Source organism: Nocardia anocheti, from assembly GCF_029675105.1.
Taxonomy (GTDB): Bacteria; Actinomycetota; Actinomycetes; order Mycobacteriales; family Mycobacteriaceae; genus Nocardia.
In genome coordinates this window covers 128002-152899 of sequence record NZ_JAQQFV010000010.1, presented here as the reverse complement: position 1 = coordinate 152899, position 24898 = coordinate 128002, and the positions used below count along the sequence as shown (strand labels likewise).

The 24898-nt window shown below is 69.4% G+C and carries 22 protein-coding genes; 8 read left to right on the top strand and 14 right to left on the bottom strand.

Annotated features, from left to right (window positions below; genetic code table 11):
- Positions 1–22 precede the first annotated feature (22 nt).
- The 4 genes from QC180_RS25400 to QC180_RS25385 are packed head-to-tail and all read right to left on the bottom strand — an operon-like array spanning position 23 to position 6192.
- On the bottom strand, positions 23–1099 hold the full coding sequence (locus tag QC180_RS25400; RefSeq protein WP_278265333.1) for a family 2 encapsulin nanocompartment cargo protein polyprenyl transferase: 1077 nt from the start codon (positions 1097–1099) through the stop codon (positions 23–25).
- Positions 1096–2487, bottom strand: a complete 1392-nt coding sequence (locus QC180_RS25395) for a family 2B encapsulin nanocompartment shell protein (protein WP_278265332.1) — start codon at positions 2485–2487, stop codon at positions 1096–1098. The genes QC180_RS25400 and QC180_RS25395 overlap by 4 nt, the downstream gene beginning before the upstream one ends.
- A complete protein-coding gene (locus QC180_RS25390) occupies positions 2484–4766 on the bottom strand; it encodes a terpene synthase family protein (RefSeq protein WP_278265331.1) in 2283 nt (760 codons plus the stop codon). Before QC180_RS25390 ends, QC180_RS25395 begins: the two co-directional genes overlap by 4 nt.
- A gap of 4 nt (positions 4767–4770) precedes the next feature.
- Positions 4771–6192, bottom strand: a complete 1422-nt coding sequence (locus QC180_RS25385; RefSeq protein ID WP_278265330.1) for a family 2B encapsulin nanocompartment shell protein — start codon at positions 6190–6192, stop codon at positions 4771–4773.
- Between the two features lie 303 nt (positions 6193–6495).
- Between QC180_RS25385 and QC180_RS25380 the strand changes: the two genes are divergently transcribed.
- A complete protein-coding gene (locus tag QC180_RS25380) occupies positions 6496–6666 on the top strand; it encodes a hypothetical protein (RefSeq protein ID WP_278265329.1) in 171 nt (56 codons plus the stop codon).
- A gap of 697 nt (positions 6667–7363) precedes the next feature.
- Here the strand turns inward: QC180_RS25380 and QC180_RS25375 are convergent.
- Positions 7364–8116 (bottom strand): bestrophin-like domain, encoded by a 753-nt coding sequence (locus QC180_RS25375; RefSeq protein WP_278265328.1) that lies wholly within the window; start codon positions 8114–8116, stop codon positions 7364–7366.
- 699 nt (positions 8117–8815) lie between these two features.
- Here QC180_RS25375 and QC180_RS25370 point away from each other — a divergent pair.
- Complete coding sequence (locus tag QC180_RS25370; protein ID WP_278265327.1) at positions 8816–9715, top strand: AraC family transcriptional regulator; 900 nt, start codon at positions 8816–8818, stop codon at positions 9713–9715.
- 528 nt (positions 9716–10243) lie between these two features.
- On the opposite strand, the gene QC180_RS30430 is transcribed toward QC180_RS25370, so the two are convergent.
- Entirely contained in the window at positions 10244–10510 is a 267-nt protein-coding gene (locus QC180_RS30430) for a DUF2510 domain-containing protein (protein ID WP_474646537.1), read from the bottom strand.
- 266 nt (positions 10511–10776) lie between these two features.
- Between QC180_RS30430 and QC180_RS25365 the strand changes: the two genes are divergently transcribed.
- Positions 10777–11328: an SRPBCC family protein gene (locus QC180_RS25365; protein WP_347567354.1), complete on the top strand. Its 552-nt coding sequence runs from the start codon at positions 10777–10779 to the stop codon at positions 11326–11328.
- 3 nt (positions 11329–11331) lie between these two features.
- Here QC180_RS25365 and QC180_RS25360 read toward each other — a convergent pair whose 3' ends face one another.
- The 8 genes from QC180_RS25360 to QC180_RS25325 all read right to left on the bottom strand — a co-directional run bounded on the left by QC180_RS25360 (position 11332) and on the right by QC180_RS25325 (position 18247).
- Positions 11332–12504, bottom strand: coding sequence for a lipase family protein (locus QC180_RS25360; protein ID WP_278265325.1), 1173 nt, complete (start codon positions 12502–12504; stop codon positions 11332–11334).
- Positions 12505–12806: 302 nt separating this feature from the next.
- On the bottom strand, positions 12807–13184 hold the full coding sequence (locus tag QC180_RS25355; RefSeq protein ID WP_278265324.1) for a DUF5313 family protein: 378 nt from the start codon (positions 13182–13184) through the stop codon (positions 12807–12809).
- Positions 13181–13642 (bottom strand): MarR family winged helix-turn-helix transcriptional regulator, encoded by a 462-nt coding sequence (locus QC180_RS25350; RefSeq protein WP_278265323.1) that lies wholly within the window; start codon positions 13640–13642, stop codon positions 13181–13183. Before QC180_RS25350 ends, QC180_RS25355 begins: the two co-directional genes overlap by 4 nt.
- Before the next feature lie 50 nt (positions 13643–13692).
- A complete protein-coding gene (locus tag QC180_RS25345) occupies positions 13693–14502 on the bottom strand; it encodes an ABC transporter ATP-binding protein (protein WP_278265322.1) in 810 nt (269 codons plus the stop codon).
- Positions 14499–15530, bottom strand: coding sequence for a FecCD family ABC transporter permease (locus tag QC180_RS25340; protein WP_278265321.1), 1032 nt, complete (start codon positions 15528–15530; stop codon positions 14499–14501). The genes QC180_RS25345 and QC180_RS25340 overlap by 4 nt, the downstream gene beginning before the upstream one ends.
- Positions 15527–16483, bottom strand: coding sequence for an iron chelate uptake ABC transporter family permease subunit (locus QC180_RS25335; protein ID WP_278265320.1), 957 nt, complete (start codon positions 16481–16483; stop codon positions 15527–15529). The genes QC180_RS25340 and QC180_RS25335 overlap by 4 nt, the downstream gene beginning before the upstream one ends.
- Positions 16484–16580: 97 nt before the next feature.
- Positions 16581–17558 carry an ABC transporter substrate-binding protein gene (locus QC180_RS25330; protein ID WP_278265319.1) on the bottom strand — a complete coding sequence of 326 codons (978 nt, stop codon included), beginning with the start codon at positions 17556–17558 and terminating at the stop codon, positions 16581–16583.
- 32 nt (positions 17559–17590) lie between these two features.
- Positions 17591–18247, bottom strand: coding sequence for a TetR/AcrR family transcriptional regulator (locus QC180_RS25325; protein ID WP_278265318.1), 657 nt, complete (start codon positions 18245–18247; stop codon positions 17591–17593).
- Positions 18248–18305: 58 nt separating this feature from the next.
- On the opposite strand from QC180_RS25325, the gene QC180_RS25320 reads away from it, so the two are divergent.
- The 5 genes from QC180_RS25320 to QC180_RS25300 all read left to right on the top strand — a co-directional run bounded on the left by QC180_RS25320 (position 18306) and on the right by QC180_RS25300 (position 24526).
- Positions 18306–20138, top strand: coding sequence for an ABC transporter ATP-binding protein (locus QC180_RS25320; protein WP_278265317.1), 1833 nt, complete (start codon positions 18306–18308; stop codon positions 20136–20138).
- A complete protein-coding gene (locus tag QC180_RS25315) occupies positions 20135–21844 on the top strand; it encodes an ABC transporter ATP-binding protein (protein ID WP_278265316.1) in 1710 nt (569 codons plus the stop codon). Before QC180_RS25320 ends, QC180_RS25315 begins: the two co-directional genes overlap by 4 nt.
- A 131-nt stretch (positions 21845–21975) precedes the next feature.
- Positions 21976–22926, top strand: a complete 951-nt coding sequence (locus tag QC180_RS25310; protein WP_278265315.1) for an ATP-binding cassette domain-containing protein — start codon at positions 21976–21978, stop codon at positions 22924–22926.
- Positions 22923–23732 carry an ABC transporter permease gene (locus QC180_RS25305; protein WP_278265314.1) on the top strand — a complete coding sequence of 270 codons (810 nt, stop codon included), beginning with the start codon at positions 22923–22925 and terminating at the stop codon, positions 23730–23732. Before QC180_RS25310 ends, QC180_RS25305 begins: the two co-directional genes overlap by 4 nt.
- A complete protein-coding gene (locus QC180_RS25300; RefSeq protein ID WP_278265313.1) occupies positions 23729–24526 on the top strand; it encodes an ABC transporter permease in 798 nt (265 codons plus the stop codon). The genes QC180_RS25305 and QC180_RS25300 overlap by 4 nt, the downstream gene beginning before the upstream one ends.
- The last annotated feature ends 372 nt before the right edge of the window (positions 24527–24898 follow it).

The following is a 24898-nucleotide window of genomic DNA, read 5'->3' as shown; positions in this document are numbered from 1 at the left end:
GTATGGCCGACGCACCACGGTGTCAGCAGTTCCGGTCCGCGGCCAGCGCCGCGAGCAGGTCCAGATCGGCGCGGGCTTCGGCGTCGGTGCCGACCTCGCTGATGGCCGACATGGCGTCCTCGTACAGACGCCTGGCCTGCAGTCGACTCCATTCCCGGCCGCCCGCGGCTTCGACCAGTTCGGCGGCACGGGTCAATTCGTCGTCGTCGAGTGGCTCGTCTCGGAAATAGAGGTCGGCGAGCGCGCCCGCTTCGGGGGTGTCCGAGCGCAGGGCGAAGACCACCGGCAGCGACTTCTTGCGGCTGCGCAGGTCGGAGAACACCGATTTCCCGGTGACGTTCGGGTCGCCCCAGATGCCGAGCAGGTCGTCGGTGTGTTGGAAGGCCCGGCCGAGGCGCCTTCCGAATTCCTGCAGCCGCACGAGCTCGCCGGGGTCCGCGTGCCCGAACAAGCCGCCGAGCGCGGCCGAGCACCCGAACAGCGCACCGGTCTTCTGGTCGACCATGGTGAGGCATTCCTCGACCTGGACATCGGTGCGCCGCTCGAATCCCAGGTCCGCGCACTGCCCCTCGACCAGGTGCAGGATCGACCGGCTCATCAGATTCGAGGCTTCGACGATCGGGGTGTGCGCCTGCGCGGCGAGCAGCGAATACGCCTGGGCGACCAGCGCGTCACCGGCGAGGATCGCGGGCCCGATCCCGAACGCGGTCCACGCCGTCGGCCGGTGCCGTCGGGTGGTGTCGCGGTCCATCACGTCGTCGTGGAGCAACGAGAAATTGTGCACCAGTTCGACCGCGACGGCGGCGCGCACGGCCTCGGCCGCCTCGCCGCCGGTCAACCGGGCGGCTGACAGGACGAGGGCCGGGCGAATGGCCTTGCCGCCGTCGTGCTTCTCCGGCCGTCCCGTCGGGTCCCACCAGCCGAAGTGGTATCCGACGATCGTGCGGATCGTGGCGGGCATCATCTGGACGGTCGCGTGCAGGGTGGCGGCGCACGCCTCACGGCACTGATCGAGGACGTCGGCGGCGGTGCGCGGGCGCGGCGGAACCGCCGGTGCCCGCACCGGAATAGATGTGGTCGCGACACGCGGAGTGCTCATCGGTACACCCGCACTTCGGTCAGCGCGCCGAGCGCGTCCGGAACCAGCACTGCGGCAGCGTGATTGGCGCTGACGAGATAGGAGGCGATCGCGCGGTCGTCGATGCCGGTGAAGCGCACGTTGACGCCCGGCTCGACTTCGTCGGGCAGTCCGGTCTGACGCAGGCCGATCACGCCGTCGTCGGACTCACCGACCCGCATCGCCAGGATCGTGCTGGTCCCGTTCGGCGAGATGGGGATCTTGTCGGAGGGCAGCAGCGGTACATTGCGCCACGCGTGCACCCGTTTCCCCTCGAACTCGGTGTGCTCCGGATAGACGCCCCTGGCGGTGCATTCGTGGCCGAACTGGGCGATGACGCGGGGATGGCCGAGGAAGAACGCGGTCTTGCGACGACGCGCCAGCAGGCGATCGAGGTCTTCGGGAGTGGGTCGGCCGGTCGCCGAGCACAGCCGCTGACTCGGGTCGACATTGTGGAGCAGTCCGTAGTCGTGATGGGTCAGCAGGTCTCGTTCCTGACGTTCCCGCAGTGCCGCGATCGACAGGCGCAGCTGCTGGTCGAGCTGATTCATCGGCTTGTTGTAGAGGTCGGTGACCCGGGTGTGCACGCGCAGCAGCAGTTGCGCGACGCTGAGTTCGAGCTCACGCGGTCGCTGGTCGTAGTCGACGTAGGTGCCGGGCAGGGTCGGCTCACCCTGCTGACCCGACAGCAGTCCGATCGCGGCCTGACCGAATTTGTCGGCACCGGCGCGCTCGGCGGCGACCGTCGGTCCGAGGTCGGCGATGTGGGCGGCCAGACGCGGTGCCCGGGCGCACAGCGCGTCGAACACGGCGCGCGGCAACGCGAGGACCGTGCAGGCGGTGTTCGCGGTGGCCGTGTACTCCCAGATGGCCTGCCCACCGAGGAGAGTGGCGGCACCGAGGTGACTGCCGTCGTCGAGCACATCGAGCTGTACCTGCTGGCCGTAGTCCCCCGGTCCGGTCAGCACGACCCGGCCGTGGGCGAGCACATACGCGGCGTCGATCTCGTTGCCGAATTCGCAGATCGTCTCCCCCGCCGCGAACTCCTGCTGGGTGAACAGGCGGGCGAGTTCGGCGAGCGTGTCGTCGTCGTCGAAATCGCGCAGCGCGCGCAGTTCGCGGAGTTCGGCCGGAACGATCTGGTACTGCCCACCGGCCAGCGTGCAGGTGACGTAGCCGTCGCCGACGGTGTAGGTCAGGCGCCGGTTGACCCGGTAGGTGCCGCCGTCGACCTCCACCCAGGGCAGTGCGCGCAGCAGCCAGCGGGGGGTGATGCCCTGCATCTGCGGAACGGATTTGGTGGTGGTGGCCAGGGTGCGGGCGGCGGCGACACCGAACGCGGTCGGCGGGTTCTGGGCGGTGCTGGTCACGAGGGAATCCTTCCCGGCGAGGTGGCATGGGTGGCGACGGCTCCGACGCGCGGACGAATACGGGCGGCGGCCGTGCCGATACCCGACGGTCCCCACGGGCGGACCGCGTGGGCAGCGGGATGCGGCGGCACGCCACCCGGGGACCGCAGGTGCTCCGGGCGGTAGCGACTGGTGCCGCGGTGCCAGTGCAGAATGCCCGCGATCCAGTCCCGCAGTTCGTCGATATAGCTGGTCAGGGCCGCGCGAGCGGTGTCGTCGAGCCGGTGGTGCTCGAACAGGACGGGCAGTTCGTCGTCGACGAGTCGCTGGAACTGCCGCATTCTGGCCCGCATCAGGTCGTCGACGACGGAGGCGGCGACATCGCGGTCGCAGTCGAAGAACGACTCGACCACCAGGATCGCGTTGTGCAGCTCGTCTTCGTACTCGATTTCCTTCTGATAGGAGTAGAAGTCGTTGATCAAGCAGCCGTAGTCCTGCGCGGCGTGTTCGATGCCGCGCAGGGTGGTGGACTCGAACACCGCGTCGGGGATCAGGCCGCCGCGGGCGATCTTCGACAGCGCGATCGTCAGGTCCGAACCGAAGGTGCGGCGACGCATCTCGAGATAGTCGACCGGGTCGGGGACCCGGTGCTGGATGTGGTTGGCCAACTCCCACAACCAGCTCTCGGTCATGGATTCCACCGCGCTCCGGAAGGTCTGCCGGGCCGCGTGCGTCATCGACCGCGCGGTGCGCGACCACAGATCCGCCAGCGACCGCTCCAGGGGATTGACCGGAGTGTCCACCACTTTCAGGTCGAGCGGCATGAAGGCCGACAACCTCGCGTTGCACGCTTTCGCCCCCGCCATCGCCGCGGCGCCCTGAGCCGGAGCGAAGACCGTAGGAAAGTAGTCGTCGCCCCAGGTCCCCCAGGTGAGCCACTCGGCCGACAGCGTCAGCGCCTCGACATCGGCGTCGGGGTCCAAACCCGCGGAGCACAGGGCGAAATCGAACCCGACCGTGTCCTGTCTGGTCCACAGCCGCCGTCCACCGAGCTCGGGCAACGGGTCGTGGAAACCGACCTGTTGCGCCCAGTCGACACTGGCCGTGCGTGCCACCGGTAGGTGCGGTGACAGGCTGAGCTCGAACGGCACATCGAACTCCGGCAGCGGCAACTGTCCGCTGCGGCGCACCGGGGTTCGGCGGTGGCTGCGCATGCCGCCCGGTCCGGCGAGTCCCTTCCAGAATCCGGGTCTGGCCAGTTCGGTGCCGATCCCCGCGGGACCGAAGGCCGGACCCGTGGACGCGGAGCCGTTCATGTACCGATTGGACCGCAGGTGCCATTCGTGACCGCCCGACTGCCAGTCCTGTAGACCGTGCGCGTACGAGAGAGCGGCCGCGCGCTGTACCGGATCGAGCCCGTGTTCGTCGAACAGCACGGGCAGTTCGGTCAGCACGGTGTTCTCGAACTGATGGATCCGCGAGGTGAGCTGGTCGTTGACGATGTCGGCGGCCTGCTGGGGCGAGCAGTCGAAGAACCGCTCCACCACCAGGACCCCGTTGTTCACCTCGCCTTCGTCCTCAGTCTCGCGCTGATAGGAGAAGATGTCGTTGCGCAGGTGCACCGCGTCGGAGAACGTGTCCTTGAGTACCCGCATCGGGCGGGTGCCGACGACGGCTTCGGGAATCTCGATGCCGCGCGCGTACTCCACCAGATCGGCCGACCACGGCGCGCCACCGACGCGGCGCCGCATCTCGATGTAGTCGATGGGATTGGGAATCCGGGCGGTGTTGATGTTGCCGATCTCCCAGACACAGTCGAGCAGCAGGTTCCTCGTGCTCTCACGGAACCGTTCACGCCAGCACTGCGACATCGACGGCACCGTCCGCTGCCAGAGGTCACCGAGACCGCGCTCGTCGGGATTGGTCGGTATCGGCATCGCGGCGCCCTCGGGTGGCATGAACGTGGCCAGGCGGTCGAGATATCGCCGGGCGCCGTCCATGTCGCCGGTGCGTTTGAACGCGTCGAGAAAATGGTCGTCGAAGTAGAACACCCAGGTGTACCAGTCGGTGACGGTGTCGAGGACCGGCGCGCTCGCTTCCGGATGGGTGTAGGCACACAGCCCTGCGTAGTCCATGCCGTCGAAACTCGGCTCGTCCCACACCACGTCGCCGCCGACGGTATCGCCGAGCATCCCCATCTCGTAGGCCCACTGTTTGGTATGTGCCCGTGCCTGTTCCACGTGCGCGTTGAGCCGCGCGGGATGAGCGACGTAGAACTCGGGCAGCTCGAAGGGCTGCACGGTCTCAGCCCTCGGCGCCGAGTTGCACGTTCTCGAGGATCGCGAGGGCGTCGGGCACCAGCACGGCGGCCGAGTAGTAGGTGCTGACCAGGTAGGAGATGATCGCCTTGTCGTCGATTCCCATGAAGCGCACGTTCAGGCCGGGCTCGTACTCGTCGGGAATCCCGGTCTGACGCAGGCCGATCACGCCCTGCGCCGCTTCGCCGGTGCGCATCAGCATGATCGAGGTGGTCCGGCTGGCCGAGGTACCGATCTTGTTGCACGGCAGGATCGGCACCCCGCGCCACGACGGCACCCGGTGCCCGTTCAGCTCGGCGCTCGTCGGGTAGATGCCGCGGCGGCTGCACTCGGCGCCGAAGGCGGCGATGGCCTTCGGATGGGCGAGGAAGAACGCGGGTTCCTTCCAGACCAGGGCGAGCAGTTCGTCCATGTCGTCGGGTGTCGGCGCGCCGGTGCGGGTACTGATCCGCTGCTGGGGTGCCGCGTTGTGCAGCAGCCCGAAGTCGCGGTTGTTCACCATCTCGTCTTCTTGGCGCTCGCGCAGGGCCTCGATGGTCAGCCGCAACTGTTGTTCGATCTGGTCCATGGGCTTGTTGTAGAGATCGGCGACCCGACTGTGGACCCGCAGGACGGTCTGCGCGATGCTCAGCTCGTATTCGCGCGGGGACAGGTCGTAGTCGACGAAGGTGCCCTGCAGCTGCGGCTCACCCTCGTGGCCGGAGGCCAGCTCGATCGAACTCTCACCGTAGGGATTGGCTCGCTCATCGGCGACGGCATCGTCGAGCTGGGCCACCCGAACGTGCTCGCGCAGCTCTTCGATCCGGGCGCTGACCTCGGCCAGCGCCTGGTCGGTGAGCACCAGACAGGTGCACGCGGTGACGGCTTTGACGGTGTAGTCCCACGGCTGCGCGTCGGCACCCAGGATCCGTTCGCCGATGAAGCGTCCGTCGGTCATGATCTCGAGGACGGTCGACTCGCCGTAGGCGCCGGTGCCGAGCTTGTCGGCCTTGCCGTGGGCGAGCACCACCAGTTCGTCGGCCGGTCGGCCCGCTTCGGCGATGATGTCGCCGGGCGCGTACTGACGTTCGACGAAGGAGTCCGCGACCGCCTGCAGGGCCGCGTCGTCGGAGAAGCCGCGCAGGTAGCGCAGTTCACGCAGGTCCGGCGCGAGGACCCGGGCCTGGCCCGCGGTGTCGTAGCAGGTGATCAAGCCGTCGCCGACGGTGTAGGTGAGGCGGCGGTTGACGCGGTAGACGCCACCGTCGGCCTGCACCCAGGGCAGCAGCTTCAGCAGCCACCGCGAGGTGATGCCCTGCATCTGCGGCACGGATTTGGTGGTGGTGGCCAGATTGCGCGCGGCGACGGTGCTGAGGCTCAGCTGCGCGGCGGCGATGGTTCCAGAGAAGGGTTCAGCCAGATCAGTCATGGGTTCTTCCTGCTTCGTGAGACATGGGAGAAACGAGATGACACGCGACGGGGAGCGAAAGAATCGGTTATCCACCGGTTATCTGTTGCGGCACAACGACTGTAGCGGATTCGACGTGGTCCACGGAGGAGAACGAGCTGAATTCTGTTGTGCGATAACCGAATACACAGATGAATGCGCGACCGCAGGCCTTCGATCCCCCCGGTTCGACCTACCACGCAGCACTGCCGCGAGGATTGCCTCCTGCTTGCTGTAGTCACTCATGAGCGCCTCGATACCGCTCTGATCGCGCCCGCGCTGCCGATGATCACCAGCAGGGCGGTCAGCGCCCAGCGCCGCTGTTCGACGGTCACGGGCTGGGCGGCCACCGCCTCCGGCTTCGGCTCGGCGGGCAGCGGAAGTCTCAGCGACGTGGTGGTGACCGGGGCGGGTGGACTCGGTGACGGCTCGACGGGCGGTGGGAGTGGAGCCTGAGCAGGGCTTTCCGGCACGCTCGGTGATGGCGGTGGGGGTGCTTGAACCGGTGTTGGTTCCGGGGCGGGCGTCGCCGTCGAGGATGGTGGAGGCGTCGTCGCTGGCACCGGCAGTGCGGGAGTTGGCGATGGAGGCGCGGGAGCTGGCAACGGCGGTGCGGGCGCTGGGGCGGGCAACGGGAGCGCGGGCGCCGGAGCGGGCAGGGGTCGCGGGCGTGGGGGCTCCGGAGCTGGCTCGTCCGGAATATCGAACGGGCGCGCCGGGACGGGCAACTCCAGACCTCCCATCGGCGGTAGCGGTGCCGGAACGACCGGTCTTTCGTGTGAGTGATCGGGAACGGGTATCTCGAGCTCGAATGTCGTTCTCGGCGTGGACTTCTCCGGGCGCTCTGCCTGACCGGGCAGCCGCGGCTCCACGAACGGGCGCGGCTCACCGGGGACCTCCGATCCGTCCGGCCCGGTCGCGGTGCCGGGCGAGACGCGAGGTGTCTGCGTGGGCTGCGTGGGCTGCGTGGGCTGCGTGGGCTGCGTGGGCTGCGTAGGAACGATCGGCGGCGTGGCGAGCCGCGGTGTGTTCAGCGGAACGGTGGCGGTCGGCTCGACCGACGACCCATCGGGTACAGCGCCGACGGCCCCCGGCGCGAACAAGCCCAGGCCCGCCACGGCGGCCATCCAGATCCCGTTCCGCACGGTCGCTTTCATCTCAGTTGCGCCAGTACGGCATCGAAGGCCGTCGGCGCGACCGCCGCCGCCCGACCGTACGGGTTCTGTAGCTCGAAGATGGTGAAGATCATGAACGTCACCACCGCCGCGAAACTGGCCACCACCGCGACGTGCACGCGCGCGCTGGTGCCCGCGAACAGCAGCGACAGTCCCACTGAGAGCACCGCGCCCAGTGCCAGCGCCAGCCACATCATCGGCGACAACGCGCTGCCCGCGGCCTCGATCCTGGCCTGCCTGGCCTCGTAGACCTCCCACAGCCGATCGGCCGCCGCGATCTGACGCGACCGTTGCCATTCGTCGGTGGCGGGCGTGGCCGAGATGCTGGTGCGCACCGCCGACAACTGATTCCACGCCTTGTCATCGACCTCAGCACCCGAGGTCATGGCGGGCCACTCGACCTCGATCACCTGGCCGGTGTAGGCGTGCACGGCCCTGGTGACGGTGCCTCGTGCCGGTTCGGACAGCGCGTCGCCCGCCCACTGCAGGGCGAGCAGTCGGTCCGCCTCGTCCGAGGCGGCCTTGGCCGCGCCCGCGTTGGTGTCGAGCACGCCGATGAGCAGGAACGACGCCAGCACCACCTGCAAGCCCCCGACGAGGGTGAACACCTGTCCCACCGACTCGTTGGTGAACTCGCCCTCGCGGCCTTTGCCGCGTGCGCGCAGCAGGTAGGCGGCGGTCCCGGCCAGTCCTGCGGCGACCATCACCCACAGCAGTGCTTCCCACAGCATGTCAGCAGTCCTTTGTCGTCGTCGAGGTGAGGCGATGATGCGCGCCGGAATTCACAGAAAGAAGCGGAATGGCAAGGGAGCCAACGGTGTCGAGGCTAGGCCGCCGACCCCGGGGTCGCAATGATCAAGCAAACCGGCGACGAGCTGCGAAGTAGGCCACCCGATGACCGAAATCGGCAGGCGGGGCCCGCCTTCTCGCCGGTCCACCGACCGGACCGCGCACACGGCTCTGGCACGACACCCCGGTGAACCTGGCACGGAATACGGGTGTCGTCCGCGCGGCGATTTCGCGATCCGACGGAGCGTCCCATGTTCCCGAATTCCACTGTTATCCTTGGCCTTTCGAGAGCGATTCCCAATGTCGACAGGTGCAGGCAACCGGCCACGGATCCGCGTCCTACCCGTTTCCGGCGACCGCGCACCCCTGCGCGGAGGTGGAATATGCACAGCGAGGCAGACGCGCACAAGATCGAAACCGGACCGCAGGCCGAGCGTGGCGGACCGTATCCGGACCGAATAGAAGACGATCCGAGGGCCTCGACGCGGGGAAGGTCCGATTTGTTCGGATCAGGGCAAGCGACGAGCGAATTGATTCGGCCGAGAACGCTCTGCCCACTGGAGCGGCCGGTCAAATCCGACGATCAGGGCGTACCCCTGCGCGGATCGGGCGATCTCCAGCGAGTGGGATTCGGCTGTCGGATGCGCGCCAGGGAGGATTTCGCCGCCACCCTGTGGACTTCGAGCACAGGATCGGTGCTGGCCGCTCGCCTACGGTCCTCGGATATCACCGCCGAGCGCGACACCGATGCCGACGACGACCACTACAGCCAGTATCTGCAGCTGGGGCTGGTATTGGCCGGGCGCGCCACGCTCGAACAGCGCGGCCACCGCGCGACCGCCGCGCCCGGTGACGCGTTCGCGGTGTGCCTCGACAGTCCGTTCCGGTCCACGTTCGCGCGCTGCGGGGCTCCGGCCACCGATGTGCTGTACCTCTACCTCCCGGTGAATTCACTGACCGCGTGGGGCCTGGAGGCCGCCGCGGCGGGAGGCCGGTCGTGGACGCTGTCGCAAGCGGCGAGATCGGCGCTGATGTTCGCCCGCGATATCGCCTGCGGCGCCTCCGGACCCCGTCATCTGAGGATCGTCGCGCGCATCGACGAGATCCTCTTCCGGGCGGCGGTCGTCGCGCTGCTCGAACGGGATCTCGCGGACGCGACGCGGGAGCTGACGGCCGAGGACGCGCTGCGCCGCCGCGCCGCCGACTTCATCGACCGCAACTTCGCGGACCCGGCGGTCAACCCGGACGCGGTCGCGGCCCGATTGCACGTGAGCAGGCGGACCCTGTTCCGGGCGTTCGAACTCCAGGGCCTGTCGGTCGGGCGGCTCATCCGCACCCGCAGGTTGGCCGCCGCGGCGAGCGCGCTCGGCGACGGCACGCGCGGACTGCGCGACATCGCCGACAGCTGCGGTTTCCGCACGGTCGACCAGCTCTCTCGCGCATTCCGCGCCAAGTACGGCGTGACACCCGCCGCCTATCGCACAGCCCGACGTCGGGACGCCATGGCAGTGGCGACTGTCGCGCCGCGCCGCGACAGCTGAGCAGGACCTCGCGCCGATCCTCTCGGACTCTTGCGCAGCGCTGCCGTGGATGCCATCCACTATCAAGCATATTTTGGATCGCGATGAGGCGCCCGGCGTCCTGTCGTCCACGCCACGCATGGACGGCAGCGAGAGACCATGTTGCGTTTTGACGGGAAGGTCACCATCATCACCGGCGGCGGTTGGTGTCTCCCCCGATCACACACGCGCTGCCGCTGGCCGCGCGGGGAGCATAGGTCGTGGTCAACGACTTCGGGTCCTCTACCGCGGGGCAGAGTTTCGACACCTCCCCCGCCGACGACGTGGTCTCGGAGATCATCGCGGCGGGGGGCACGGCCGTGGCGAACTACGAGAGCGTGACCACCGGAGCGGAGGCGATCGTGCGGACGTCCATCGACGCGTTCAGTCGGCTCGACAGCGTCGTGAACAACGCCGGAATCAATCACATGACGCCGTTCGGCCAGGACGCGGTCGAGGGATTCCGCCAGCAGCAAGCTGGTCGGCATCATCGGCTCGGAAAACGAGGGCTCACTCCTCGACCTCTTCAACTGACGCGCCCCCGACCTTCCCTGAGCCCGCCACGCCCGGGGAAGACGGTGGGGGTGGTGGTGCGACGACGTCGGTCCATCCATGTCCGTTGTGCCATCGCATCCGGCCACCTGGGTCGACATACCAGCCCGGGGGCGGTCCGATCGCTGGTGACGTCACCGCGCTCGCGGTGTACGGCTCGGGTCTGTCCCCGAGACGCTGCAACGCGCGAAACAGCAAATAGACGAAATAGCATGCGCCACCCATGATCACTACTGTCACGGTCTCGGGTGTTCCCCCACCGCGTTGATGGATGATGAACGCGATCAAACCGATCAAGAACAATCCGGCGAGCCCCTCGTGCCGCGGGTTGCGGTTTCGCACCGCCCTGCCGGATTGTCCGGATGTCCGGCCTGAAGGTGGTGTTCGAGGGAATTGGTTCAAGGGGGCGATCCTCAGCGCTGAAAGAGTTTCCCACACCATCGCGTGGAATCACCCGGCGTTACCCGTGAGCTGGTGTCCTTCCGGATCGAATGCGGGGCGCTGGGCGTCTTGCTGTCCCTCTTGTCGGATATGTTCGGGTCATGAGTCGCATCATGTCTGTGTCCGACAGTGTCCGTGTCGGGGTCGATCCGTTGACGGTCTATGGGCAGATCAGTGATCCGACGTTGATGGGGCGGTGGAGTCCGGAGAATCGGGGGGCGAAGGTCGCGCGGCCGAGGGAGGGGGCCTATGTGGGGATGGAATTCGAGGGGTTCAACAAGCGGGGGTTCGCTCGGTGGGTGACTCGGTGTGTGGTGACGGCGGCGGAGCCGGGTGTGCGGTTCGCGTTTCGGGTCGAGGCGATCGGGGCTCGGCGGCCGTGGTTGCGCGGGGGGATCGCGAGCTGGGAGTACCGATTCGAGGCGGAGGGCGGGGGCACGCGGGTCACCGAGACGTGGCGCGATGATCGGGTGCGGTGGCCGGACGCGGCGGTGCAGGTGTTCGACCGGATCGTCACCGGTGGTGACACCTTCGTGGAATTCCAGCGCGAGAACATTCGCCGCACGCTGCGCAATCTCCAGCAGCGGATCGAATCGGTCTGAGGCTCAGCGCCCGAAGCGGGCGTCGATCCAGCCGAGGGCGTCGTCGAATCCGGCCTCCAGGACGCCGCGGTGATCGCTGCCCTGGTAGGTCCGGGAGTCGACGGCCTGGCCTTTGACGCGCTGTTCGGCGAGCATGGCCTCGGTGGCGAGGGGGAACACGACCGTGTCAGCGCTGCCCTGCTGAACCAGCAGCGGCACAGTCGGTTTCAGTGAGCTCGGGTCGTTGTCGTCGAGGACCTTCTGAAGTGGACGTAGGTCGGCATTCTCGACGAACACGTCAGCGGGAGCGGCACCGCCCCAGGAGTCGGTGGCGCGTAGCTGGGCGACGCAGGCGTTGTCGGCCTGGGCGAGCAGGTCGAGACCGCGTGGGGTGAGGAAGGTGGCCGGGTCGACTTCGCCGGTGGTTTCGGCGCCACGGATGATCAGCGGCAGGAACGCCAGCAGCCCGGGAGGCAGGGCGCGACCGGTGCTGATACCGACGTTCCTGACCGCTCCGAGTCCCTGAACCAGAGCGCCCAGATGCGAGGCGGGCGCCATGGCGACCGCGCCGCGCAACTCGAGCTGGGGCGCCCACGCCTGCGAACGCGCGGCGGCGAAGATGGCCGCCTGACCACCCTGTGAGTGGCCCATCGCGACCCATTCGGTTCCGATCCCGGGAACCAGTTCACGGGCGGCCAGCGCCATGTCGGCGACGGCCCGCTGCTCGGCCTCGCCGATCAGATAGCCGTGTGCGCCGTCGACGCCGAGACCCTGGTAGTCGGTCATGGCGACGGCATAGCCCGCGGACACGTACCGGGCGAGCATCTCTCGGACGCGGGCGGTGTAGTCGTGCGCCGGGAATCCGTCGGCGGTGTCGCGGCTCGGCGCGCACACATCGGCGGTGCCGGTGGTGCCGTGCGCCCACGAGATCATCGGCCAGCCACCGGCGGGGGCCGGTCCGTCGGGCACGACGACCATCCCCGATACGGCGACGGGGTTGCCCGCGACGTCGACCGACCGGTAGAGCACCAGTTCATTGCGCGCGCCGGGAATGGCGGGGTCACCGGTGATCGGCCGCGACCAGATCACCGAGCCGTGCTCGCCCGCGATCGCCGAAGCGCTCGGAGAGTAGAAATCGACCCAGTTGGGCGTGGCGCCCGCGACGGTCACTCCCGTCGCGGTGACCGCGACGGACACGAGAGCCGAGAACAGTAGCCGCCCACCGTTTCGGCTGGCAGGGATCGTCGTGTTTCGAGGCCACATCGCCACGCGCTCGAGTATCAGTTCGACGAACGCCTGCCGCAGCAGTCGGCGACTCCGCCGACTCCGCCGATCCTCGGCCACCTGGAGATCCTCCGCCCGTCCACTCGTCAACGCGTCAGCATAGTCCGTACCCGCACGGCGGGTCTGTCACAGCGGTTCGCGGCCAGGCTGGTTGTGCACGACGACGAGCACCCGGGCCTTGCGACGACCGCGTGGGCGGATGCGGTGCGCGCGGGTCAGCCGCGCTGGTGGCGGCTCTCGTAGGCGATGCGGTCGGCGTCGGCGCGGCGGAGTTGGGAAGCCCGAGCGAGTTCGGGGTCGAAACCATGGCTGACCAGGCGGTGCCTGCGGTACACGTAGACCAGGGCCACGGTGAAATACACCAGCGGCAGGTACAGCAGCGCCATCATCGACAGCCCGATCCACAGCGGGCCGGGAGTCAGCAGGAACAGACACAGCACCGGCAGCACCGGCAACAGGAACCGCATCAGGTAGCGCCGCGTCGCGCCGGGGCCGGTGAGGTCCTGAAGTACCCAGTCCGACATCGACGGGGGCAGGGTGCCACCGAAGACGTAGCGCAGTCGCTGCCAGGCGCCGGGCGTCGTGCCGGTCATATCGTCTCCCTCGTCTCGCACGCGCGTCGGGCGGCCGCGTTCACCCGGCCGAGCACGTCACGCAGTTCTTCCAGATCCGCCAGGCTCACCCCGAGCCGCTCGACCACCGCGGGCGGAATCTTCTCCGCTTCGGCGCGCAGCGCGCGACCTTCGACGGTGAGGTCGATGAGCAGGCTGCGCTCGTCGCCGGGGTCGCGACGCCGGGTGATGAGCCCGGCCGCCTCGAGGCGTTTGAGCAGCGGCGAGAGGGTGGCCGAGTCCAGCTGGATCGACTCGGCGACGGCCTTCACCGACATCGGCGCCTCACCCCACAGCGCGAGCATCACCAGATATTGCGGATGGGTGAGTCCCAGCGGATCGAGCAACGGCCGGTACACCGCGAGCACCGAGCGGTTGGCCACCGCCAACGCGAAGCACACCTGCCGGTCCAGCCGCAGCGGGTCGTCGATCTCTCGCATGTCCACCTCCCTCGTCCAGATGATTATTACACTAACAGTTAGTGCACTAACTACTGGGCCTCGAGCGCCCGATCGCGGCGGCCACGGGGAATCACGAGCGGGGTTCCGGTGACGGGGTCGTCGAGGACCGTGCTCTCGATTCCGAAGACGCGGCGGACGAGTTCGCTGGTGATGATCGTGCGCGGATCGCCCTCGGCGACGACCTGTCCGTCGGCCATGGCGATGAGGTGCGAGGCGTACTGGGCGGCGTGATTGGGCTCGTGCAGCACGGCCACGATGGTCCGGCCCCGCTCGCGTAGTTCGTGGAGCAGGTCGAGGACCTCGAGCTGGAAGGCGATGTCGAGGAAGGTCGTCGGCTCGTCCAGGAGCAGGATCGGGGTCTGCTGCGCGAGCGCCATCGCGATCCAGACCCGTTGGCGCTGACCACCGGACAGCTCGTCCACCGGTCGATCGGCGAGTTCGTCGGTGCGGGTGGCCGCCATGGCCGCCCAGAGCGCGTCTTCGTCACGAGGCGTCCAGCGGTGCAGCGGGCCCTGGTGTGGAAAGCGGCCGCGGGCCACCAGATCGGCGACGGTGATGTTGTCGGGGGAGGTGACGGATTGCGGCAGGAAGCCGACGGTGCGGGCGAACTCCTTGGCCGGGTAGGACTGGACGGTGCGGCCGTCGAGCAGGACCGCGCCGTCGGAGGGGGACAACAGTCGCGCGAGCGCGCGCAGCAGCGTCGACTTCCCGCACCCGTTCGGGCCGATGATGACCGTGAACGAGCCGTCGGGAACGGACAGGGAGAGTTCACGCGTGATGACGCGGCGGTCGTAGGCCAGGGTCGCCGCGTCGACGTGCAGGCGTCGGTCGGTGGTCATGATCGGGTTCTCCAGATCTCGTGCAGGAGCAGCCATACCAGGTATCCGCCACCGAGGACGACCGTGGCGACGCCGACCGGCAGCGGGGTCCGCCACAGGTGCTGGGCGGCGAGGTCGGCGACGGTGAGCAGCAGCGAGCCGGTGAGCGCGGTGGCGGTCAGCAGCAGGGCGTGGCCGCGTACCAGCAGCCGGGCGATGTGGGGTGCCGCGAGCGCGACGAAGGCGATCGGTCCGGCCACGGCCGTGACGATCGCGATGAGAGCGACCCCGACGACCACCAGTGCCAGTTTGGCCGGTTCGACGCGCAGCCCCAGCGCGCGGGCCGCGTCGTCGCCGAGTTCGAGGTGGCGCAGCAGCGGCGCGAGCAGCCGGAGCACCACGAGCAGGACCGCGATCACGATCATCGCGGGCACGATCCGCTCCCGGGTGACCGTACTCAGCGAACCCGCCTCCCAGGCCGCGGCCGTCACGGCGACCTCGATATCGGCGCGCAACACCATCCAGGTATTGAGCGCGCCCAGGCTCGCCGCCAGCGCGATGCCGACCACGATCAGCCGGAAGCCCCGCAGTCCGGATCGGACGCTGAGCGTGTAGACGAGCGCGGCGGCGAGCAGGCCGCCGAGCAACGCGCCCGCCGCGACCTCGGTGTGACCACCGGAGAAGACGATGATGACGATGAGCGCGCCGGTGTAGGAACCCGCGGAGAACCCGAGGATATCGGGGCTGGCCAGCGGGTTACGGGTCAGCGATTGGAAGATCGCGCCGCTCAGTGCCAGCGCGGCGCCGAAGGTGAGCGCGGCCAGCACCCGTGGGAGTCGCCAGTCGAGCACCACGATCCGATCGGTGCGCCCACCACCGCCGAGCAGTGCCGCCAGCACCTCGGTGGGCGACAGCGTGATGTCGCCGGTGCCGAGCGTCACCACGCAGACTCCGGCCACGACGACGGCGAGCGACAGGCACACCGCGACCGGCCGAGGCCGAATCGCCCGGCGGCGCGGGCCGATGCGCGGGGGCGCCGCCGATTTCACCGGCCCACCGCCGTGCGTCGACGCGCCAGCATCATCAGCATCGGGCCGCCCAGCACCGCGGTGACGATGCCGACGGGCACCTCGGCGGGCCGCATCACCAGCCGCCCGACGACGTCGGCCAGCAGCAGCAACGAGGGCGCGAGCAGTCCGCTGAGCAGCAGGATCCAGCGCTGATCGGTACCGACCAGCCAGCGTGCCGCGTGCGGAATCATGAGCCCGACGAACACGATCGGTCCGGCGATCGCGGTCGCGGCACCGGCCAGCAACGTGATGGCGGCGATCGACAGGGCCCGGGTGCGCCGCACCGACGCGCCGAGACCGGCGGCGGCGTCGTCACCGAGTGCCAGCGCGCTCAGCGCGGGACCGAGCAGCAGTGCGACCAGGATGCCGAGGCCGAGAAACGGCGCCGTGGCGCGCAGCACGCCGAGATCGCGACCCACCAGCGTGCCCGCGTTCCAGGCCCGCATCTGCGCGAACGCGTCCGGGTTCAGCAGGGTGATCGCGGTGACGATGCCGCCGAGGACCGCGGCCAGCGCGACGCCTGCCAGGACGAGCCGCACCGGATCCACGCCGCGTCCCGCGGATCCGAGGACGTACACCAGCGCGGCGATCAGCCCGGCCCCGCCGAGGGCGAACCACACGTACGCCGTCGGCGCGGTCGATCCGAAGACGCCGACGGCGAGCGTGACCGCCACCGCCGCACCGGCGTTCACGCCAAGCAGTCCCGGATCGGCGAGCGGATTGCGGGTCAGCGCCTGGATGATCGCGCCCGCGACGCCGAGACCGAGACCGGCCGCCACACCGGCGACCGTGCGTGGAACCCGCAGATCCCGCACGATCCGGAAGTCCTCCCCCGACCCGACACCGCGCAGCGCGTCCAGGACCGTGTCCGGCGCGATGCCGCGGGCGCCGACACACAGGCTCACGCTGACCAGCAGACACAGGATCGCCACCGCACCCAGCGCGGCACCTCGCCGACGACGGGCAGACCGTCGCTGTCGCCGGGGTGCGACGACAGCGACGGTCTGCGAAGTGGTGCGGCCGTAGCGATCAGCCAAGACGGGCGAAGGTGGCGTCGAGATCCCCGGGCGCCCAGGTCTTGCCGAGGATGCCCGCGTTGTTGATCGCCTCGCCCTGCGCGTCGCTGAGCCACACCACCCGCTTGGACAGGTTGCCCGCCCAGGCCGGTGCGGCTTCCAACCGCGGGATCGCGGTACGCGGCGACGGGAGCAGCAGCACGAGCTCGCCGTCGACGTCTCCGGCGGTCTCGCCCGAGTAGACGGTGCGCGCGTCGGCGTCCTCCACCGCGGCCTGGTCGGTGGCGGGCCGCATGCCGAACAGGCGCAGGATGTTTCCGCCGGAGGCGAGCATGATGTCGGAGTTGTAGTAGAGCCCGAACGAATACGGCTTCGCCGCGAGACCGGGATGCCGAGCGCCCACCGTGGAGAACGCGTCGACGGCGGCGGTGATCAGTTTCTCCCCCTCGTCGACCTTGTCGAAGGCCTGGGCGACCTGCCGGACCCCGACCCGCCAGTCCTTGGCGGCGTCCTGCATGTCGAACACCAGGGTGGGCGCGATCTGCTCGAGTTTGGCGACCACGGCCTTGTCCTTGAACTGCGGCCAGGCGGGCGCGACGATCAGATCGGGGGTCAGCGCGAGGATGCCCTCGTAGTTGATCTCGTTGGCGTACACGTCGGCCAGTTCGCCGTTGATCGCCTCGTGTCCGGCGTACTCGGCGAGGTAGGGCAGTTTCTCGATGTTGTTCACGCTGGCACCGACCGGGTCGACACCGAGCGCGAGCACGTTCTCGAAGGCCGGATTGCCCAGCGTGACAACGCGTTCCGGCTTCTTCTCGATGGTCGTGTCACCGGTGGCGGTGGCGACGGTGAGCGGATACGCCCCGGCGGTGGCGCCGCCGGGGCTCTGATCGGAATCGGACGAGCAACCCGTGACGACCAGCAGGCCGAGGGCGGCGGCCAGGATCAGGCCGAGGGATCTGGGGCGGGAGAGGAGCGACACGATTGCCACCCTAGCAATAATAGGTAAGGGTGTCCTATGTTCTAGGGGTGAGAATCGTCGTCCGCATGGGTCCAGGCCGCGTCCGGCGTCGGGACGGCCTCGGGGAGGCGCCCGGCCGTGATGAGCTGATCCGCGCCGATCAGGAACGCCTCGATGGTCCAGGCGACCTGTTCGGCGTGCAGTTCGGCGCGGGGATACTTCCCGTTCGGATAGCGGTTGCGTTGCGGCGGCCGCAGGGCGGCGGTGAGGGTGAGCAGGCGCGAGCCGAGGATGTGGGCCGCCTTGCGATCCAGGCGTGGGTCCCGCCGCATGAGTTCCTCGATGATCCGCTCGAACGCGCCGAGGGTCGTGCGCTCGTACGGTCCGCGCAGCACGTAGTCCTCCAGGCCCGGATACCGTTTCAGCAGCTCCGCGAACCGATCGGCCAACACCCGCAGGTATCCCTGCCAGGACGGTTCCTCGGGCACATCGAGGCGAAGGCCGTCGAACACCCGGGCACACGCCAACGCGTAGAGGCGGTCGATGGACTGCACGTGGTGGCGGATGGTCGCGTCGGAGACACCGAGATCGCGGGCCACCGCAGCGCGGGTGAGTCGGTCGAGGCCAACCCGTTCGGCGGCGTCGAGGATGTCGCCCACCGATGTGGTCGGTCGCCGCCCCAATCGTGGCGAGAACTGTCGCTCGCTCCCGGAAACCATCGCACCACCGTATCGCCACGGCGCACCCGGTCCGCACAGACAAGGTCCTCGAACTGCCATGCACAACACTGTCCTCGGATCGGCGCGCGCGGCGGCGGCACGGTTGCGACGGATCGACGCGGTCCCGTCGGTCGACAAGACCGCGCTGCGCCGCTACACCGCGCCCGCGACGATGCTGCTGCGGGCCGCGACGATCATCCAGATCGCCGCGTCGGCGCTGACCGTCGCCACGCTCGGCGGTGTCTGGCTCATCGCTCGTGCCGCCTACGACGCCTATCGGGACCCCGACCATGATCCGCGCACGGCGATCGTCACCGGGATCGCGATCGTCTGCGTGGCCGTCGTCGCCGGGTTCCTGGCGACCTCGCTGGCCTACTACCTGACCCATGTCGCCGATCTGCGGGTCCGCCGACACATCCGCGCGCTGGCCGCCGAGCACATCTCCCGACTCCCGGTGGGCTGGTTCACCTCCGACGCGTCGAAGAAGGCGCTCACGGTGCTCGGCGACGAGGTGGAGACGCTGCACAGCGCGGTCGCCCACGGGCGGATGGAGTTGCTGCAGGCGTCGGTGGCACCGGCCGCGGTGTGGATGTGGCTGCTGCTGATCGACTGGCGTCTCGCGCTCGCCGTCGCGGTGCCCACCGCCACCTATTACGTGCTGCAGCAGGGCATCTACCAGCGGGCCATGGCCTACCACGCCGAGCAGGGACCGGCCATCGCGGAACTGCGGGCCGCGGCGCACGAGGAACTGCGTGACGCGGTCACCTTGCGACTCGGGGCGGCGCTGGGCGCCACCCCCTCCCGATTGCTGAGGGCGCACGCGCGACTGCACCGGGTGATCGTCGAATCCCATCGCGAGCAGGAGACCCGTGGCACCAGGGTCGGCGCGCTCGTCGACCCGGTGTTGACACTGCTGGTGGTCCTGGGCATCGGCTACCCGCTGCTGCGCGCGGGCACCCTCGCTCCCGCCGATCTGGTGCCGTTCGTCATCGGCGCGCCGCTGCTGGCCGCCGCGCCCGCCGCGATCACCCTGTCGCGCTGGGGTGTCGTCGGGGCCGCCAACGCCGCCACCAGCATCGCCGGATTCCTCGCCGAGCCGCCGCTGCCGGTGCCCGAACGGCCACGCATGCCCGCTGACAACACGATCTCCTTGGTGGACGTGCGCTTCGCCTACGCCGACGACACCGTGCTCGAACACGTCACGCTCGACATCCCGGAGGGCTCCTTCACCGCGGTGGTCGGCCCGTCCGGGTCGGGCAAGTCCACGCTCGCGGCGGTGATCGCGCGTCATCACGACGTCAGCTCCGGCTCGGTGCGCCTGGGCGGTGTCGACGTTCGCGAGATCGACCCGGCCGAGCTGAATCGCCGGATCACCGTGCTGCCCCAGCGCGCGATCCTGCTGCGCACCACCGTGGCCGACAACATCCGACTCGCGCGCCCGGATGCCTCGCTCGACGACGTGGTCGCCGCGGCCCGCATCGCCCGGATCGACGAGCGGATCCGCGCGCTGCCCGACGGCTACGACACCGTCGTGGGCGGCGACATCGGCTTGTCCTCGGGGGAACGCCAACGCCTCGCGTTGGCCCGCGCCGTCGTCACCGACCCGGCCGTGCTCGTTCTCGACGAACCCACCGCCAATGTCGATCCCGAGTCGGCCGCCGCCATCCACGAGGCGCTGGCCGTGGTGGCGCGGGACCGCACGGTGGTCTCCATCGCCCACCATCTGCGTTCGATCGCCGCCGCCGATCAGATCGTGATGGTCGAATCCGGCCGGATCACCCAGGTCGGCGGGCACACCGAACTCGTGGCGGCGACGGGCACCTATCAGAGCATGTGGAGGGCAACCATGAACAACGCGCGCGCCACGGCGGGTCGGGGAGGTCGGCCGTGATCAAGGATCTGCTGTCGGTCCTCGACGCGAAGACCGTCGCCGAGTATCGCGATCAGATCGTCCGGGCGGTGGGTTATGCCGTGCTCGAGGGCGTGACCGTCGGGCTGACCCTACCCACGCTGGCCGCGATTCTGCGCGGGTCGTCCGCCGCCGTCTGGTGGCTGCTCGGGCTGGCGATCGCCACCGCGATCACACTGATCGCCAATGCCTGGACCACGCGAAAGGCGACCAGGGCCACCTTCGACGCGATGGCGGGTATCCAGGAGCTCGAGATCGCGCACCTGCGCCGGGTGCCGCTGGACTGGTTCTCGCCCCGGCACAACGCCGAGCTGATCACCCTGCTGTGGCCGGGCGCGATCAGCAGCACCCGCAATGTGCTGCTCAACCTCGCCGCGCTCGCACGAGGTGTGCTCACCCCGGCGATCGTGCTGGTGTTCGCCGCCTTCGCGAGCCTGCCTGCGGCGTTGGTCATGCTCGCCGCTCTGCCTGTTCTCTATGGAGTCCACCGGGTCACCACGCGCACGCTCGAGCGGGTGGAGCGGGCCGATCACGCCGCCGACGTCGAGGCCACCGCGCGCATCATCGAATTCGCCGAGTCCCAGTCGACGCTGCGGACCGCGCACCGCGACACCCTCGGCAAGACGCTGCTGACCGACGCGCTCGACGACCTGGACCGCACCTCCCGGGTAAGCGTCGGCACCGAGATCGCCGCCCGCGCCGCCTTCGGCACCGCGGTCAATCTGACCGTCGCCGCGCTCATCGCCGTCACCGGCTCGCGACTGCTCGACTCGCCCACCGACGCGGTGGTACTCCTCATCGCGGTGCTGACCATGGCACTGCGATTCACCGAACCGATCGACACCGTCGCCGCGACCGCCCGGATGCTGCGCACCTCCCGGTCCACCATCGACCGGACCACCGAATTCCTCGGCACCCCACCGCTGCCCGAGCCCGCCGAGCCCACCCGGCTGCCCGCCGACGACGCCCTCGGCGTGCGACTCGAGAAAGTGAGCTTTCGTTACACCGGGGCCACGGAACCCGCGCTGCACGACATCTCCCTCGACATACCGCCGCGATCGACTGTGGCCTTGGTCGGCGAGTCCGGGGCAGGCAAGAGCACGCTGCTCCGGCTGATCCTGCGCTTCGCCGACCCGAGCGCGGGGTCGGTGCGGGTGGGCGGCGTGGACGTGCGCGAGGTGGGGTTCGCGCGGCTGTGCGCGCGGGTCGGCGGCGTGCTGGCCGAGACGGTCCTGCTCGACGCGTCGATCGCCGATAATGTGCGGCTGGCCGAGCCGGACGCCTCCGACGCCGAACTCGACGCGGCCGCGCGCCTTTCCGGCCTCGACGAGGTCATCGAGCGGCTGCCCGACGGCTGGAACACCGTGGTGGGCGCGCACGGCGCGCGACTGTCCGGCGGCGAGCAGCAGCGCGTGCACCTGACCCGGATCGCGGTGCAGGACCCGGCGGTCATCGTCCTCGACGAAGCCACCGCGGCGCTCGACCCGATCTCGGAATCGGTCGTCCAGCAGTGGTTGTCCGGGATGGCCGGACAGCGGACTCTCGTCATCGCCGCCCATCGCCTGCACACGATCATGTCCGCGGACCACGTCGTCGTGCTCCGCGACGGCCGGGTGGTGGAATCCGGCGCACCCCACCTGCTGGCGAGCCGCGACGGCGCGTTCACCCGCATGCTCGGCGCGGGCTGACTTCTACCCTCCTGCGGACCTACCTCACCGTGCCGGTGTCGATGACGGTCAGGGCGGTGGGTGCGCCGATGCGGTCACCGGATGCCGTGACGCCCTGGCCAATTCAGGCAAAGTTAGGTTAGGTTTACTTCATGGTGGACTATGCCGTGGAGGCAGAAGGTCTCGTCAAACGGTTCGGCGGGGTGACCGCGCTCGATGGGCTCGGTTTCGCGGTGGAGCGGGGCACCATCGCGGGGGTGCTCGGACCGAACGGGGCGGGAAAGACGACGACGATCGATGTACTGACCACATTGCTGGTCCCCGACGAGGGGCGGGCGCGGGTGGCCGGTCACGATGTGGTGGCCGAGGCCGGGGCGGTGCGGTCGGTGATCGGGCTGACCGGTCAGTTCGTCGCCCTGGACGAGAATCTCACCGCCCGCGAGAACCTCACCCTGTTCGGGCGGCTGCTGAAACTGGGACGCGGGCAGGCGGTTCGGCGCGCCGAGGAACTCCTGGAGCGCTTCGACCTCACCGAGGCCGCCGACCGGCGCAGCGGCACCTTCTCCGGCGGGATGCGGCGACGACTCGACCTGGCCGCCTCCCTGATCGGCAAGCCCGAAGTGCTGTTCCTCGACGAACCGACCACCGGCCTCGACCCGCGCAGCCGCGCGGTGCTGTGGGACGTGGTCCGGGATCTGCGCGACGACGGCATGACCATCCTGCTCACCACCCAATACCTCGATGAGGCCGACGAATTGGCCGACCGGATCGTGGTGGTCGACCACGGCCGGGTCATCGCCGACGGCACCGCCGACGAACTCAAGGACCAGGCCGGTGGTTCGGTCTGCCACATCACCGCGGCCGAGGACGAGCGTCCCCGGATCGCCGCCGTGCTGGCGGACATGACCGGGTTCGCCGAACAGTCCGACGGGATCGCCGTCGCCGCCTCGGGTGCCGCGACGCTGGTCGAGGTCGTGCGCAAGCTCGACGCCGCCGAGATCGCCGTCGACGACATCGCCCTGCGCCGCCCGACCCTCGACGACGTGTTCTTCCGCCTGACCGGGCACCCGAGCGTCTCCGGCGAACCCGAGGACACCCCGTGACGAGCGCCGCGCCGGACACCGTCGGCGCGACGCCACGCCCGCATCCCTCGGCGTTGGCCGACACCGCGATCCTGGCCGGGCGCCACCTGCGGTTGATGAGCCGACGGCCCGCGTCGATCATCGGTGCCGTCGTGCTGCCGCTGGTGTTCGCGACGATGTTCTATGTCGTGTTCGGCACGGTGGTCGAGCGCCGCATCGGCAGTGACTACGGGCAGTATCTGCTGCCCGCGGTGATCCTGCAGGCCATGTTGTTCACGGCCATGTCGGCGGCGATCCTGTCGGTCGAGGACGTCACCGGCGGCATGATCCGCAGGCTCCGCTCCATGGCGGTCTCTCCGCTCGCGCCCGTCCTCGGTCTGGTCGGCGCGGAACTGAGCCGTGCGCTGCTGACGATCGCGGTGCTGCTGCCCGCCGGGGCCGTCATGGGTTTCCGGCTCGGTGGCGGGGTGCTCGCGTCGATCGGGTTCGTGCTCGTCGCGCTGTTCTTCGCGGCGGTGGTGTGCACCGGGTTCATCGCGATCGGTTTCGCGGCGGGCAAGGTGGATTCGGTGCAGGTGATCACCAATGTCATCTTCTTCCCGTTCCTGCTGGTGTCGAACGCCTTCACCCCGACCGAAGCGTTCCCCGGCTGGCTGCAACCGTTCGTCGCCAACCAACCGCTCAGCCGCACCGCCGACGCGTTGCGCGCGCTGGCCGACTCCGACGCGGCCGTCGCCAAGCCGGTCACGATCGCCCTGCTGTGGCTGGGCGGCGGATTCCTCGTGTGTGTCGCGCTCGCGGCCCGGACCTATCGGAGGTCGCTGTGAACGAACCCCACACCGCGACGGGACCGCGCCCGCAGGTCCTGCTCGACGGATGGTCGCTCACCGTCCGTGCCATCCGGGTGACGTTGCGCAATCCCGTCCTGCTGATGATGGCGACGTTCTTCCCGCTCATCCTGCTGGTGCTGATCACGGTGTCGTTCGGCTCGCTGGTCGCGCCCGGCGGGAGTCGGGCCGACTACGTGAACTTCAGCCTGCCGCTGTTCGCCGTGATGGGCATCATGTTCGCCGGGCTCGGCACCGCCATGACGACCTACGACGACCTGCAATCCGGTTTCGACCGACGGCTGCGGGCGATGCCGATCGCCCGGTCGGCGCCGCTGATCGGGCGCATCGCCGGTGACGCGGTCCGCAATCTCATCACCCTGCTCGCGGTGGTCGGCGTGGGGTACCTGCTCGGCTTCCGGTTCACCGGCGGGGTTCTCGGCGCGCTCGGATTTCTCGCGCTGCCCTTGGTCTTCGGTACCGGCGTCGCCTGGATGATGGTGGCGATCGCGGTCCACGCCAAGTCCGGCGAGGCGGTCGGTTCGGCCCTCAACGCGATCCTGCTGGTGGCCTCGTTCCTGTCGACGGGCTTCGTCCCCCGCCAGGATCTACCCTCGTGGATCCAACCCGTCGCCGCCGCCAACCCGGTGTCGTCGGTAGTGGAGGCGATGCGCGGGCTGGCATCGTCCGGCCCGATCGCGGCGCCCGCCGCACGCGCGTTGGCGTGGACGGTCGGGTTGACCGTGGTGTTCGCGACGCTCGCCATTCGCGGATACCGTCGACACGGACGCTGAGCTACGCCTCCTCGGAAACCGCTGTCGCCCGGACGAATACGTCGCGGACAACCACGCGCCGACGCAGTCCCCGTTCGGCGAGGGCGGCGTCGATCGGGCCTGTCAGCTGGAGCACGTGGACCACTCCCCCGCTGGACAACGACTGACCCAGCCGAGATACGCGGCTCAGCCTCGCAGGTAGGTCTCGATGCCATCGAGGATCCGCGCCAGACCGAATTCGAAGCCGTCCTCGCGGCGCTACCACCCGGACTGACGGCGGTCTGGGGCGTCGCCGAGGCGGGCGAGGCAACGGGCGACACGAAGGTCACCGGGAGGTAGCTGGGCTGCGCGTAATCGTCGGTGGTGACGCCGTGTAGGGTGCGTTCGGTTTCG

Excerpts from the sequence above, each read along its gene's own strand:
- QC180_RS25355 (WP_278265324.1), bottom strand. The coding sequence starts at position 13,184 with ATGACCGGCACGACGCCCGGCGCCTGGCAGCGACTGCGCTACGTCTTC.
- QC180_RS25320 (WP_278265317.1), top strand. The coding sequence starts at position 18,306 with ATGCACAACACTGTCCTCGGATCGGCGCGCGCGGCGGCGGCACGGTTG.
- QC180_RS30430 (WP_474646537.1), bottom strand. The coding sequence starts at position 10,510 with ATGGGTGGCGCATGCTATTTCGTCTATTTGCTGTTTCGCGCGTTGCAG.
- QC180_RS25310 (WP_278265315.1), top strand. The coding sequence starts at position 21,976 with ATGGTGGACTATGCCGTGGAGGCAGAAGGTCTCGTCAAACGGTTCGGC.
- QC180_RS25365 (WP_347567354.1), top strand. The coding sequence starts at position 10,777 with ATGCGGGGCGCTGGGCGTCTTGCTGTCCCTCTTGTCGGATATGTTCGG.
- QC180_RS25345 (WP_278265322.1), bottom strand. The coding sequence starts at position 14,502 with ATGACCACCGACCGACGCCTGCACGTCGACGCGGCGACCCTGGCCTAC.
- QC180_RS25350 (WP_278265323.1), bottom strand. The coding sequence starts at position 13,642 with ATGCGAGAGATCGACGACCCGCTGCGGCTGGACCGGCAGGTGTGCTTC.
- QC180_RS25375 (WP_278265328.1), bottom strand. The coding sequence starts at position 8,116 with ATGCTGTGGGAAGCACTGCTGTGGGTGATGGTCGCCGCAGGACTGGCC.
- QC180_RS25385 (WP_278265330.1), bottom strand. The coding sequence starts at position 6,192 with ATGACTGATCTGGCTGAACCCTTCTCTGGAACCATCGCCGCCGCGCAG.
- QC180_RS25400 (WP_278265333.1), bottom strand. The coding sequence starts at position 1,099 with ATGAGCACTCCGCGTGTCGCGACCACATCTATTCCGGTGCGGGCACCG.
- QC180_RS25380 (WP_278265329.1), top strand. The coding sequence starts at position 6,496 with ATGATCACCAGCAGGGCGGTCAGCGCCCAGCGCCGCTGTTCGACGGTC.
- QC180_RS25370 (WP_278265327.1), top strand. The coding sequence starts at position 8,816 with ATGCGCGCCAGGGAGGATTTCGCCGCCACCCTGTGGACTTCGAGCACA.
- QC180_RS25325 (WP_278265318.1), bottom strand. The coding sequence starts at position 18,247 with ATGGTTTCCGGGAGCGAGCGACAGTTCTCGCCACGATTGGGGCGGCGA.